Here is a 13,208-nt window from a genome sequence, read left to right on the forward strand (position 1 = left end):
GATTTCCAGGGAGCAGCGGGGAGGGGGCAGCGGATGCCGCACCAGCAGCCCCCGCTGTCTGGATGCCTACTTGGCCAGGTCGGCTTCGGTGGTGAAGGCGTCCGCGTAGAACTCGTCGGCTGGAAGTTGACACAATTGCACGAAATCGCGGTTGGCCGACTCCACGACGATCGGTGCACCGCAGGCATACACCTGGTAAGCGGACATATCTGGCAGGTCGGCCATGACGGCCTGGTGCACGAAGCCCGTGCGGCCGCTCCAGGCGTCTTCCGGCAACGCGTCCGATACGACAGGCACATACGTAAATTGCGGCAGGTCAGCGGCCCACTGGCGGCACAGCGCATCCATGTACAGGTCGTGCGGGCGGCGCGCGCCCCAGTACAGGGTGATCGGGCGCGGGGATTGCTCGTTGATCATGTGTTCGACGATGGCTTTCAACGGGGCAAAACCCGTGCCCGAGGCCAGCAGCACGACGGGCTTGTCGCTGTCTTCGCGCAGGAAGAAGGTGCCCATCGGACCTTCGAAGCGCAGGATGTCGCGCTCTTTCATGCTGCCGAACACCTGGTCGGTGAACAGCCCGCCCGGCATGTGGCGGATGTGCAGGCTCACGGGGCCACCGTCGACGGGCGCACTGGCCATGCTGTAGCTGCGGCGCTTGTTGTCGCGCAGCATGATTTCGATATACTGGCCGGCGCGGTAGTGCAGGCGCTCGCTGGCCGGCAATTGCAGGGTCAGCACAACGACGTCAGGCGCGACTTTGTCGATGGTGGTCACGCGCGACGGCATTTTCTTGATCGGATAGTCGCTGCTGCCTGCCACTTCGCGCGCCTGCACCACCAGGTCGCCCTGGGGCACGGCGCAGCACAGCAGCGAGTAGCCGGCGGCCGCTTCATCTTCCGTCAGGGAGCGGGCCTGGTAAGGCTTATGCTGTACATTGCCGGACACGATCTTGCCCTTGCAGGAACTGCAGGCGCCGCTCTTGCAGCTATACGGCAAGCCCACGCCGGCGCGGATCGCTGCCGACAGAACGGTTTCGTCCGCTTCACAGCTGAATTGGTGGCCGCTGGGCTGAACAGTAATTTGAAAAGTCATACAATCCTTGAGATGAAAAATATGTTAATGCACTCTTTGCGCAAGCCGGTGGGTTTGCCGCGCCTGCTGATCCTGGGCTGCGGCGACGTCGGCATGCGTCTGCTGCCCCTGCTGCGCGCGCGTTTTCGCGTCTTCGCCGTCACCAGCCAGCCGGCGCGTTGCGCGCAGCTGCGGGCGGCCGGCGCCGTGCCCATCGTGGCCAACCTCGACGACCGCGCCAGTCTGAAGCGGCTGGCGGGACTGGCGAGTATGGTCGTGCATCTGGCACCGCCCCTGTCGTCGGGCTTGCTGGACCTGCGCACGCGCAATCTGGTCGCCATTTTACCCGAGCATGCCCGCATGGTGTATGTGAGTACCAGCGGCGTGTATGGCGATTGCGCCGGCGCCTGGGTCGATGAGACGCGGTCGACAGCGCCGGCGAATGCGCGGGCGAAGCGGCGCGTGGATGCGGAGCAGGTCTTGCGTGGCTGGGGCGCGCGCCGCGGCGCCAGCGTGGCCATCCTGCGCGTGCCGGGCATTTATGCGCACGACCGTCTGCCACTGAAGCGCCTGCGCGAAGGCACGCCGGCTCTGGCCGCTGGCGACGACGTGTACACCAACCATATCCATGCCGATGACCTGGCGCGCATCATCGAACGGGCCTTGTGGCGGGGCAAGCCGGGACGCGTGTATCACGCCAGCGATGACAGCGAACTCAAGATGGCGGACTATTTCGATGCCGTGGCCGATACGTTCGGCTTGCCGCGCCCGCCGCGCCTGCCGCGTGCCGAGTTGCAGCAAGTGGTCACGCCGATGCTGCTGTCGTTCATGTCCGAATCGCGCCGGCTGCACAATACGCGTCTCAAGCGCGAGCTGGGTGTGTGCCTGCGCTACGCGCGCGTGGCCGATGCCTTGCAGTCGCTGTCCGACGATGTGGCCGGCATCGGGTAAAATGGCCGGTTATCTGCGCACTTTGCTGGGCCGGCGCGCAGCGCGCCGTTGCGGCGGTGCGCCATTCACTTAAGGACTACAGCATGAGCACCCTCACTTACGAAGAATACCTGGACGAGGTCACCACCGTCCTGACGGAACTGTACGACCTCGACGACGATGCCGCCATCAAGCTGGTCGTGGCGGCGCAGGATGCCGAATTTTTTGTTCCGCACGATGCGCATGAGGAAATGCGTACCGCCGAGCAAGCCAAGAAAGATGCGGTCACCCTGTTCGAGCGCAAGCAGAATCGCCAGCAAACGCAGGAAAAACAGCAACAGCGCGTGCGCCAGCAAAAGAAATAAGGGCGGACCATCGGCTGCCTGGCCGCTGGCGCAGGGAACAGTGCGGGCTTCGGCGCAATGCCGGGGCTTGGCCATTTGATGCAGCGCAAGGGCATCATGGCGAACTGGCGATATGCTGAGCAAAGTCGTCACGCGTCCAGGTTATTTGTGGTGGGTTCTACGCAGCGCGACGCTGTTACCCGTCAGTAGGAGCGAGCCATGCGAACTGCGAGTTACCCCAGCAAGGAACAAGTACGCGCCTACATGCGCGGTCGCGAACATGCGCTGCGGCCACCGCCACCGCCCGATGAAATTCGCCGGCAACTGGCCTGGTGCCGCATGGATGCCTTCCCGGGCGCCTGTTTGCTGGCCATGCCGGTCGACGTGGCCGCGCACAGCTGGGTTTTATCGGCCGACATGGCCCGCCTGAGCACCCTCATGGCCATAGCTTGGCTCATGCACAGCGGTGTTCCTCATCGTAAAAATTGATGACTTGCAGCAAATTTTTCCGATTTGAGTTATCCTCTAGCACATTCCAAGTGCGTCAATTCTCTTCAATTATCACAATTTTGCTTTAAGTTACGCAAAAATCAACAATAGCGTGTATTATATTGTTTGTGGCTTAAAAGCCGCATAAGTGATGGCGCTTTTTAGTGTGTTTACCCTGAATTATTGCAGAAGAGACATTCGGTTTCTTTATGCATTAATACAACAAGTACGGATTTTTGATCATGTCTCTCAAACAAATTACTTCTTTGCCTACCTACAACCCGAATCGCGTCCTCGATGCGATCATCGACAAGCTGCAACTGAAAAACGATGCCGCCTTGTCGCGAGCTCTGGAAGTGGCGCCACCTGTTATCAGCAAGATTCGTCACAACACCTTGCCGATCGGCGCCACTATCCTCATCCGCATGCATGAAATCAGCGATTTCAGCATTCGTGAACTGCGCGAGTTGATGGCTGCCTAAGAGCGCCTGACAGACGGTAAACTGAGAGGTGCCGTCTGCGTAAGTCAGGCTTGCCGCGTGCGGCAGCCACAGCTGTTGTCTGCTTTTCTAATGCGGGTCGCGGTTCAGTACCGGACGATCGACATAGAAACGCCCCCTTTCCAGGCCAGTGGTGGACGACTTGACCACCGCTGCGGTCAGTGAGGCGGGCGCGCTGGAAAATGCGGTGTTGGCAGCCCCGGTCGCGCGGCCCGAATACGCCGTCGCCTGCACCGCCGCACTGGAAAACGCCGTTTGCACGGCCCGGCCCGAGTAGGCTGTCGCCTGCACTGCCGCACTGGAAAACGCCGCTTGCACGGCCCGTCCCGAATACGCCGTTTCTGCGCGGATATAATCTTCCCCGAACGTTTGCTCATACAGCTGCTTCATGCGCTCGCCCACGCGCTGGTGCGCCGCTTCGTCATCTTCGCCGCGCAAGCCGATGTACGGAAAGTGATGCAGGAAATAACCGAAGACCTGTTCGCAGTCCGCTGCATATTTCAGCGTGTCGAGGATGTGGTAATGCCAGAAGGTATCGACGTCCATCAGCGGCGCCGTTTCTTCTTCCGGAAACTGTTTCATCAGGATCAGGAAGCGCCGGTATTCGAACTCCACCGCATTCGCCTTCTCCAGGCTCCATCCTTCGCCTGACTCCCTGTGCATCAGCTTGACTTTGATCGCGTCCAAATTCAAATCAGCAATTGCCTTGAAACTGTCGTTCGTATCCATGAATGTCCTTTGGTAAAGAGCGTTGTGGGAAATACGGTGCAACAAGGGAGAGTGGTGGGTGTGTCCTCCTTGCAAGTAGTCGAGGAATGCCTGGTCCCTGGCGGGCAGGTGCCAAGTTGTTCTACATCAATATTGCATTTAATGACAAAATACGCAAGCTGAGCTTGCTTCATGCGGGACGTGCCTGTCAGGCGTTGACCCGGCTGTCTTCCTGGTAGGGAAATGCGGTGGCGTCCGCACCCAGCGGCACGCTGACATGCACGCTCATGCCAGCACCGGGGCTGCTTTCTATGTAGAAAGTACCTCCCAGTAGCTTGATGCGCTCCTCGATCCCCACCAGCCCAAATGAGCCCAGCTTGTTGCGTCCATCGATGGCCGCGCCCACGCCGTTGTCGCTGACGCACATCGACACGGTATCGCGGCACTTTTCCAGCTTGACTTGCACGCGGCTGGCATTGGCGTGCTGGGAGATATTGCTGAGCGACTCTTGCAGGATACGGAACAGGGCCGTGGCGCACTGGTCGCTCAAATAAATATCGTGATGGCTTTCGCTCACTTCGCAGGCGATGCCCGTGCGCTGGCGAAATTGCGCCACCTGCCATTCGACGGCCGCATTCACGCCGAGGTCCAGCACGGTTGGACGCAAGTCGTTGATGATTTGCCGTACGCTTTTAATCGTGGCGTCGATCTGCTCCAGGGTCGATCTGGCGCGGGCGTTCAGGCGCGGGTGACGGCGCTGCGTGCGCGAGGCCAGCATGTCGGCATCGATGCGCAGCACCAGCAGGTTCTGTCCCAGGTCGTCGTGGATTTCGCGCGCGATGCGCTTGCGCTCTTCTTCCTTGATCTGGTCGGCGTGGGCTGCCAGGCGGCGCAGTTTCTGGTGCGACAGCTGCAGGCGGATCTGGCTGGCGCGCAATTCCTCCGTCATGCCCGTCGCCAGCTGGATGGCGCGCCGGCGCGACGACGCCAGGGTGTGAAACAGCATGTACAGCAGCATGGTGCTGGCAAAACCGGTCAGCAGGGCCAGCCACGGCAGGAAGGCGCCGAAGCGCGTGTACAGGTCGCTCTTGCGCACACTGAACAGCGCTTGCCACGCGCGGCCATTGTGGTCGATCAGCATCGTGCTGCTCAGATACCGCCCCGAGTTGCCGGGCAGCCACCATGGTGCACGCATGCCCCACGTCGTGCTGTCGAAGATGGGGCGCATGTCGTGCGGCAAGTCCAGCTGCTCGCGCGCTTGCGGGCCGATATCGAACAGGGTCAGGCGGACATTGCGTACCGGCATGTCGGCCAGCGCGCTGCGCATCATCGTCACCAGATCGTAGCCGACGCCGACGGAACCCTGGTAGGCCGCGCGCCTTTGCCCCACCGTGCCGGTGGGCATGCCGAAGCGGTACACGGGCATGCGCATGGCCATGCCCGTCAGCTGCGGCCGCCCTTCCATCGGCACGGGCACGCCGGAATTGCTGATCTGCCCCGTATCGCGCGACTGTGCCAGCGCTTCGGCGATCAGGGGCCGCGAAGCGATGTCATAGCCAAACTTTTCCGGGGCGCTGGCAATCGGTTCGAGGTATACCATCACGGAGTAATGGGGGCGCGGCCCGGGCGGATGGATGGCAAACGCCGGATAGCCATCGCGCCCGGGCGGATGGTCGTGCTGCATGGCCGCTTCGAAGGCGGGGCGCTGCGACTCGTCGAGTTCCCGGCTGTAATTGAGATTCATCACCCCCGGATAGTTCTGTTGCAAGTCCATGTTCGCCACGTAGCGGTGGAATTGCTCGCGGCTCACGTGTTCGTTGGCGTGGAACAGGCTAGCCGTGCCGCGCAGCAAGTTGGCATACGACTTGATGCGCGACGCGATGTTTTTCTGGGTAGTGCGCGCCAGATTGTTGAACAGCTCGCTGGCATCGTTTTCGATCGACAGCGAGGCGGCCATGTAGAACAGCAGGCCCACCAACAACGACACCACGAAACCGAGCAGCCAGAGCGGTCTTTTTTCAGCAGATAAAGGGTGTTTGCCGGCAGTAGTAGACATCGCCATCCGCATCAGGAAGAGGAATCGGTGCCGCCCGTGTGCTGGAGGCTGTACCAAGTTGCACAAGCACTAATGACATTGCAAATTGTTCAATAGCTGCCTAATATACAAAATTATCGTGAATGTAGTCAACAGGCAATATTTCGCTGGTGACTATGTTGCTGAAAAGAAAAAAACCGCCGAAGCGGTTTTTTTGTGAGCAACATGACGGCTTATTTTGCCGGCTGCCAGCTGTCTTTCAGGGTGACGATGCGGTTGAAGACGGGCTTGCCAGGCTGGCTGTCGACCCGGTCGGCCGCGAAATAGCCGTGGCGCTCGAACTGGAAGCGCTGTTCCGGCTGGGCCAGTTCCGCGCCCGGTTCCAGCCAGGCTTGCACCACTTCCTTGGCCAGCGGATTCAAGGCCAGCTTGAAGTCCTTGCCGCCCGCGTCCGGCTGCGGGTCCGTAAACAGGCGGTCGTACAGGCGCACTTCGGCGGGAATGGCCGTCGGCGCGCTGACCCAGTGCATATTGCCCTTGACCTTGTAGTTGGCGCTGCCTTCCGTGCCCGACTTGCTGTCCGGGAAGTAGGTGCAATGCACGGCAATGACCTTGCCGTCTGCATCCTTGTCGTAGCCCGTGCATTCGATCACATAGCCATAGCGCAGGCGTACCTTGCTGCCCGGCTTGTCGGCTATCGGTGGATACAAACGGAAATAGCCTTTGTTCGGCACTTCCATGAAGTCGTCTTCCTCGATCCACAGCTCGCGCGAGATGGGGAAGGTGCGCAAGCCCCGTTCCGGGAAGTGCGGATGCACGGGCGCCGTGCATTCCACGCTCTCGTTTTCAGGGAAATTGTCGATGATCAGTTTCAACGGACGCAGCACGGCCACCGTGCGCGGCGCCTTCGGGTCCAGGTCTTCGCGCAAACAGCCTTCGAGAACGCTGTAGTCGATCCAGCCGTCGGATTTGGTCACGCCCGTGCGTTCGCACATCAGCTGGATTGCTTCCGGCGTGTAGCCCCGGCGGCGCATGCCCACCAGGGTCGGCATGCGGGGGTCGTCCCAGCCGTCGACGATTTTTTCTTCTACCAGCTGGCGCAGCTTGCGCTTGCTGGTGACGATGTAGGTCAGGTTCAGGCGCGAGAATTCGAACTGGCGCGGCACGGGCTGCTGGAAGAAGCCGCCGGCCGACAGGGTTTCCAGCAGCCAGTCGTAGAACGGGCGGTGGTCCTGGAACTCCAGGGTGCAGATCGAATGCGTGATGTTTTCCAGCGCGTCCGAGATCGGGTGCGTGTAATCGTACATCGGGTAGATGCACCAGGCGTCGCCCGTGCGGTGATGATGCGCATGGCGGATGCGGTAAATGGCCGGGTCGCGCAAGTTCATGTTCGGCGAACTCATGGCATCTTCGCTCATCTTCGCGCGCAGAATGTGCTCGCCATCCTTGAACTGGCCCGCCTTCATGGCGCGGAACAGGGCCAGCGACTCGTCGCGCGGACGGTCGCGGAATGGCGAATTCTTGCCAGCCTGGCCGAAATTGCCCCGGTTGGCAGCCATGTCTTCGGCGCTTTGGCTGTCCACATAGGCAAAGCCGGCCGTGATCAGGTATTCGGCCATCGCATACAGCTGGTCGAAGTAATCGCTCGCGTAGTGCAGGTGGCTCTGGCCATCGGCATGCTTCGGTTCCCAGTCAAAGCCCAGCCATTTCACGCTGTCCATGATGGTGTCGACGTATTCCTGTTCTTCTTTGGCCGGATTGGTGTCGTCGAAGCGCAGGTTGCACTGGCCGGCGTAATCGCGCGCCAGGCCAAAGTTGACGCAGATCGACTTGGCGTGGCCCACGTGCAGGTAGCCGTTCGGCTCTGGCGGAAAACGCGTGATCACCTGGGGCAGTCCGGGACGCACGTGGGCGCCGGCAGCCAGGTCGGCTTCGATGATGTTACGCAAGAAATTGGGCGCCAGCGCTGGCGCGGCGGTATTCGGTTTATCGTTGCTCATTGATCAATGCGGAAGAGTGACAGTAAAAAGCATTTTACCGTACCGCAAGCGCTTTATAAGCACGTATTTGACCCCATATCCCAGCATGCAAGGGACGCGGGCGCCGTTCTATAGGATAATCTGCCTTTAATTAGCAAACAAATCGTGACCCCGGAGCCATTTATGGAAAATTTATATAACGTCCTCGGTGTCGCGCCCAATGCCAGCGACGATGAAATCAAGAAGGTTTACCGTTCGCTGGCCATGCGCTTCCACCCCGACCGCAACCAGGCCCCCGGCGCCGAGGCGCGCTTCAAGAGCGTCACCAAGGCGTATGAAATCCTGGCCGACCCGGCCAAGCGCGCCGAATACGACCAGAGCGTGAATCACCGCATCATCATCGATCCGGAAGCGGAAGCCTATGCCTTGTGGTGTGGCGTGTTCCGCCTGCATGGCACCGTCCTGCCGGCAGATTAAGCCTGCTGGCGGCCGCCCGGCCAGCCCGAATGATTTGAAAAACAACAAACAATGGTGCTTTTGCTTTTAAGTAAAAGTGCCGCGCATCACATTGGAAAGCACAGCATGAGAAGAGTACACCCTGAATTCGCGTACCAGTCGCGCGAGCTGGAAGGCCAGATCGATGGCATCCTCGGCGACCCGCCTAACCGCAAGAATTATAAAAGCATGGTTGATGCGCTGGTCAGCGAGTACGCCAGCGGCGGCGGCATCGAAGACGTGAACATGCTGGCCTTCGCGCTGGTCGATCACATTACCTTCAGCGACCCGAAAGGCTTGCTGGCCGAAAGCGAAGACTACGAGTTTGGCGACCCGGCCCGCGTGTTCTCCATGGCCGCCTGCGCCGCGCCGGAAGCGGCCAAGATGTACGCCGCCATCGAAGAGAGCTTCCCCGACCTGGCCCGCCAGGCCATCATCACGGCATTTTTGCACAAGAATCCGCGCCTGTGGGACGACGACGACCAGTCGCTCGACCAGCTGGCTGCCAATGACGACGGCGACGACGATCACGACGAAGACGAAGCCACCGACGATTTCGCCCAGATGTTTGACCAGGATGGAGATGACCATGGCCGATAACAAGGATGAACAAAAAAGCAACCTGCCCGCGCTGACCAAGCAGGTCACGGAATTGGTGCTGTCCGGTTCGCTGGGCCACGCCGAGCAGGCGTTTGCCGACGCGGCCGACCAGTATGGCGATCTTGCCGTGGTGGAAGTGCTGAGCGCCATCCCGCCGCAAGTGACGGCCCTGCACCTGGCCGGCTTTGACGGCGGCAAGATGTCGCTGGCTACCTTGCTGGTACCGCCGAAGGCCTGGGCCGACAGCCTGGCCTTCATCGCCGCCACCTGGAGCGACGACCAGATCGAGGATGATCCGGAACGCATCGCCGAGTCGCTGTTCGCGCACATCCACGGCGTGGTGTTTTCCACCGACGATGCCGAGCGCCGCCGCGAGCTGCTGCTCGAAGCGTCCGCCACCGACTGGGGCGCCACGGCGTTCGCCATTCTGTTCTCGATGGCGCCGAAGGAAATCCTTGAGGTGGCGGGTGAAATCGTCATCAAGGGACCGTATGTGACGGGCGTGACGTCGTCCGACAACGACGTCGTGCCGCTGGCTATTGAGCTGGCGCAAGCGAATGAAGACGGCTGGGACCGTTCGCTGTTCGAACTGTTCCCCGACTTCCGCCACAGCGCCGACCTGGCCGATGCCGAATACTCGGACGACCCGGACGAAGAACCGACCATGTTGCAGCGCAGTACCAAGGAATTGCTGTACCGCCTGCGCAAGCAAGTGCCGAGCACGCGCAGCGCACCGCGTTCCAGCACGCGCCGCAGCCTGGGCACCGGTATTTTCTCGTAATGAAAGCAGGGAACGTCTAATGCTGCCAGCAATTGTTGTAGAGAATCTTCCGCGCCTGGTGCGCGCCATCAAGCTGTTGCCGAACGACCCGCGCGAGGATGCGGCGCTGGACCTGGCCGATGAATTGACGGGCATCACGGCCATGGTGGCCGAGAAGTTCACGAATGAACGCACGGCCGACGGCATCCAGAAAGCGCTGTTCCTGACGGTGGGTGGCGTTTCGCTGGGCCTGGAGCAGGCCGTCACACATGAAGGCGACCAGGCCGCACTCGATTTCCTCGTCGAGCATGGCGCCGAGCACGCGTTCCAGGTGGGTTTCCGCCTGATCAAGGAGCTGTCGCAGTTGCCGGAAGACGCTCTTGTCGGTGAGTACGACCAGGACCCCGTCTACCTTGCGCGCCGCCTGCGCGAGCTGTTCATCGATATTTGCCAGGCCGACCCTAACCAGAACTGGGCCGGTTATGAAAAGTACGCGGTGCAGTTGCAACAGCGCAAGGAAGTGCAAGCCGTGGTGCGCCTGGCCAGCTGGCTGCGCCGCCACCACGACAACGGCCCTGTCAGCGATAGCGACTTGAATGCCGAGGGCGTCATTGCCGTGGCCATCATCTTCGCCATCGAAGGCGGCGGGCGCATCATGGCGCGCACGGGTCAAAAGGAGTTTGAACGCTTCGTGCGTTCCGTGCGCAAGAACAAGCCCGACTTCGAGGAAGGCTGGGCCGCCCTGGTGGCCAAGGTGCCGGTGCAGCATCACCCCGTGCTGCTCGACCGCATAGAATCCTACCGCCGCAGCTGTACCGTGGTGCATAAAATCCTTACGCGGGCCAGCATGAAAAGCCTGTTCGAGGACCTGGAAAATTATGCGGGTTCCGAGCTGGACGCGGATTATTCGTAATCCAACGCTGTTGTCGGATTACGCGGCGGCTTCGCCACCGCTAATCCGACCTACGACTCAACGTAGGCCGGCATGCGCCGGCCTATTCTTTTTCCTCCAGCGCCGCTGCCTCGGCCAGTTTGACAAACGCCGCCACCAGCGGCGACGATTCTTCTTCCCGTTGTGCCAATAACAAGCTGGTGCTCGCCTGCGGATCGGCGATGGGACGGTAACACACGCCATCCATGCGGATGCGGTCGAACGAGGCGGGCAGCACGGAAATGCCGCAGCCGGCCGCCACCAGGCCGATGATGGTCGACGCTTCGCCCGCTTCCTGCGCTACCTGGGGCACGAAGCCGGCCGCCTTGCACAGGCGGAAGATCTGCGGATAAATCCCCGTGCCCGCATCCTTGGGATACATGACAAAACTTTCGCCCGCCATGTCGGCAATGGCGATGGCATCCTTGGCCGCCAGCGCGTGGGCAACAGGCAGCACGAGGAACAGCGGGTCCTTGCGCAGTTCCGTCAGGCGGATATCGTCTGGATACGTCGTTTCCGGCGGGCGCACGAAACCCAGGTCCATCGTCCTGCCTGAGATCGCTTCGAGCTGATGCAAGGTCGCCATTTCGTGCAAGGTCAGGGTGACATGCGGGAATTGCTGGCGGTAGCGGTTGATGACGGTGGCGAAATACGGCGTAAATGGCGTGGAGAAGGTAAAGCCGATGCGCAATTCGCCCGCTTCACCCCGCTGCGCCCGCCGCGCCGTGACGGCCGCCTGTTCCGACAGAGCCAGGATGCGCCGCGCATCATCGAGGAAGAGTGCGCCCGCCTGCGTCAGCCGCACGGAGCGCTTGTTGCGCTCAAACAACTGCGCACCCAGTTCCCCTTCCAGCGCCTGGATCTGCTGGCTCAGCGGCGGCTGGCCGATATGCAGCCTTTCGGCCGCGCGCGTGAAGTGCAGCTCTTCGGCGACGGCGACGAAGTAACGCAGGTGGCGCAATTCCATTGTATGGTCCGATTCAGTAATCGTTTTAAAGTATGAGTTGGGCCTTAAATATATATTGGACGATATGAGTTGGCAATCCTAAGATGAAAACTCGCTTCTCTTTCGAAACATGGCCATGTCTGATTCATCGCTTGCTTATGCCTCCGCCGCCACCCCGGCGCTTACGCCTGTTGCTCCGGCCGCTCCCGCTCCCCGTTCTGCCATCGCCAAGGGGACGGCGGAATTCAAACGCAGCAACCGCGCCCTGTTCTTCGGCGGCTTTTCCACTTTCAGCTTGCTGTATTGCATCCAGCCCCTGTTTCCCCTGTTGTCGCAGCAGTTTCATTTGACGCCGGCGCAAAGCAGCTGGTCCTTGTCCGTGTCGAGCGGCTTGCTGGCCATCTCGCTGGTGCTGCTCAGTGCCGTCTCGGACCGCATCGGCCGCAAGCCGCTGATGGTGGCGGCTATGTTTTCCGCCGCAATACTCACCATTCTGTCCGCGTTTGCCCAGGATTATGCGCAACTGCTGGCCATCCGCGCCGCGCTGGGCGTGGCCCTGGGCGGCATGCCGGCCGTCGCCATGGCTTACCTGGGCGAGGAAATCGAGGGGCCATCCTTGGGCCTGTCGATGGGGCTATATATTGCCGGCAGCGCGTTTGGCGGCATGTCGGGACGCTTGATCGCCTCTTTGCTCAGCGATATCCTCTCGTGGCGCTGGGCCCTGAGCGTGCTGGGCGTGGCCGGTGTGCTGGCGGCGTTAGAGTTCTGGCGCAGCCTGCCCGCATCGAAAAACTTCGTGCCCAGTACCAAGGGGTGGAACGCCTTGCCGCATGCCATCAAACAGCATTTTTCCGACCAGGGTTTGCCGTGGCTGTTCTGCCTGGCTTTCGTACTGATGGGGTGTTTCGTCAGCCTGTACAACTACATCGGCTACCGCCTGCTGGCCGCGCCATTCGGCTTGCGCCAGAGTACGGTTGGCTTGCTGGCCTTTTTGTACCTGATCGGCATCTTCAGCTCCGTCTGGGCGGGCCGTCTGGTGGACCGCCTGGGGCGCCGGGGCGTGCTGTGGATCATGCTGTCGGTGATGCTGTCCGGCATTTTATTGACCCTGTTTGATTCCCTGCCGCTGATCGTCATCGGCATGGCGCTGGCCACGTTTGGCTTTTTTGCCTCGCACTCGATCGCCAGCAGCTGGGTCAGCCGCCGGGCGCGCGCGCCGCAGGCGCTGGCCTCGGCCTTCTACCTGCTGTTCTATTACCTGGGTTCAAGCCTGATCGGTTCCGCCTCGGGCATGATGTGGGGCTTCGACGGCTGGACGGGCGTCATCATCATGCTGGGCCTGTGCCTGGGCGGCGGCGTGCTGATCGCCTTGCGCCTGCGCCATCTGCAGCCGCTGGGCGCGCGCGAAGCGGTGGGCTGA

At 61.2% G+C, this 13,208-nt stretch carries 14 protein-coding genes; 9 read left to right on the forward strand and 5 right to left on the reverse strand.

From position 1 onward, the window contains the following. Nucleotides 1–66: 66 nt before the first annotated feature. Nucleotides 67–1,092 (reverse strand): CDP-6-deoxy-delta-3,4-glucoseen reductase, encoded by a 1,026-nt coding sequence (locus CLU92_RS25515; protein WP_101484142.1) that lies wholly within the window; start codon nucleotides 1,090–1,092, stop codon nucleotides 67–69. Between the two features lie 12 nt (nucleotides 1,093–1,104). Here CLU92_RS25515 and CLU92_RS25520 point away from each other — a divergent pair, with 12 nt between their 5' ends. The 4 genes from CLU92_RS25520 to CLU92_RS25535 all read left to right on the forward strand — a co-directional run bounded on the left by CLU92_RS25520 (nucleotide 1,105) and on the right by CLU92_RS25535 (nucleotide 3,316). Beyond that, a complete protein-coding gene (locus CLU92_RS25520; protein ID WP_101484143.1) occupies nucleotides 1,105–2,022 on the forward strand; it encodes an SDR family oxidoreductase in 918 nt (305 codons plus the stop codon). Nucleotides 2,023–2,105: 83 nt separating this feature from the next. Then, nucleotides 2,106–2,366: a hypothetical protein gene (locus tag CLU92_RS25525; protein WP_070257479.1), complete on the forward strand. Its 261-nt coding sequence runs from the start codon at nucleotides 2,106–2,108 to the stop codon at nucleotides 2,364–2,366. Nucleotides 2,367–2,564: 198 nt separating this feature from the next. Beyond that, the gene (locus tag CLU92_RS25530) at nucleotides 2,565–2,834 is read left to right on the forward strand and encodes a hypothetical protein (RefSeq protein WP_101484144.1); all 270 of its coding nucleotides are present in this window, start codon (nucleotides 2,565–2,567) and stop codon (nucleotides 2,832–2,834) included. 242 nt (nucleotides 2,835–3,076) lie between these two features. Beyond that, entirely contained in the window at nucleotides 3,077–3,316 is a 240-nt protein-coding gene (locus CLU92_RS25535) for a hypothetical protein (protein ID WP_029496207.1), read from the forward strand. Nucleotides 3,317–3,403: 87 nt separating this feature from the next. Here CLU92_RS25535 and CLU92_RS25540 read toward each other — a convergent pair whose 3' ends face one another. The 3 genes from CLU92_RS25540 to CLU92_RS25550 all read right to left on the reverse strand — a co-directional run bounded on the left by CLU92_RS25540 (nucleotide 3,404) and on the right by CLU92_RS25550 (nucleotide 8,077). Then, entirely contained in the window at nucleotides 3,404–4,063 is a 660-nt protein-coding gene (locus CLU92_RS25540; protein WP_101484145.1) for a glycine-rich domain-containing protein-like, read from the reverse strand. Nucleotides 4,064–4,250: 187 nt separating this feature from the next. Beyond that, nucleotides 4,251–6,032: a CHASE domain-containing protein gene (locus CLU92_RS25545; RefSeq protein ID WP_257561946.1), complete on the reverse strand. Its 1,782-nt coding sequence runs from the start codon at nucleotides 6,030–6,032 to the stop codon at nucleotides 4,251–4,253. Nucleotides 6,033–6,310: 278 nt separating this feature from the next. Continuing rightward, nucleotides 6,311–8,077 (reverse strand): glutamine--tRNA ligase/YqeY domain fusion protein, encoded by a 1,767-nt coding sequence (locus tag CLU92_RS25550; protein ID WP_101484146.1) that lies wholly within the window; start codon nucleotides 8,075–8,077, stop codon nucleotides 6,311–6,313. Nucleotides 8,078–8,239: 162 nt separating this feature from the next. Between CLU92_RS25550 and CLU92_RS25555 the strand changes: the two genes are divergently transcribed. The 4 genes from CLU92_RS25555 (at nucleotide 8,240) to CLU92_RS25570 (ending at nucleotide 10,824) form a co-directional block, all read left to right on the forward strand. After that, the gene (locus CLU92_RS25555; RefSeq protein WP_010395442.1) at nucleotides 8,240–8,533 is read left to right on the forward strand and encodes a DnaJ domain-containing protein; all 294 of its coding nucleotides are present in this window, start codon (nucleotides 8,240–8,242) and stop codon (nucleotides 8,531–8,533) included. A 105-nt stretch (nucleotides 8,534–8,638) separates the two neighbouring features. Then, entirely contained in the window at nucleotides 8,639–9,151 is a 513-nt protein-coding gene (locus CLU92_RS25560) for a hypothetical protein (protein ID WP_101484147.1), read from the forward strand. Next, nucleotides 9,141–9,932, forward strand: coding sequence for a hypothetical protein (locus CLU92_RS25565; RefSeq protein WP_101484148.1), 792 nt, complete (start codon nucleotides 9,141–9,143; stop codon nucleotides 9,930–9,932). Before CLU92_RS25560 ends, CLU92_RS25565 begins: the two co-directional genes overlap by 11 nt. Nucleotides 9,933–9,951: 19 nt before the next feature. Beyond that, nucleotides 9,952–10,824 carry a hypothetical protein gene (locus tag CLU92_RS25570; RefSeq protein ID WP_101484149.1) on the forward strand — a complete coding sequence of 291 codons (873 nt, stop codon included), beginning with the start codon at nucleotides 9,952–9,954 and terminating at the stop codon, nucleotides 10,822–10,824. 82 nt (nucleotides 10,825–10,906) lie between these two features. On the opposite strand, the gene CLU92_RS25575 is transcribed toward CLU92_RS25570, so the two are convergent. Next, the gene (locus CLU92_RS25575; protein ID WP_101484150.1) at nucleotides 10,907–11,809 is read right to left on the reverse strand and encodes a LysR substrate-binding domain-containing protein; all 903 of its coding nucleotides are present in this window, start codon (nucleotides 11,807–11,809) and stop codon (nucleotides 10,907–10,909) included. Nucleotides 11,810–11,924: 115 nt separating this feature from the next. Here CLU92_RS25575 and CLU92_RS25580 point away from each other — a divergent pair, with 115 nt between their 5' ends. Next, complete coding sequence (locus CLU92_RS25580; protein WP_180338585.1) at nucleotides 11,925–13,208, forward strand: MFS transporter; 1,284 nt, start codon at nucleotides 11,925–11,927, stop codon at nucleotides 13,206–13,208.

This window comes from Janthinobacterium sp. 61, from assembly GCF_002846335.1.
Classification (GTDB): domain Bacteria; phylum Pseudomonadota; class Gammaproteobacteria; order Burkholderiales; family Burkholderiaceae_D; genus Janthinobacterium.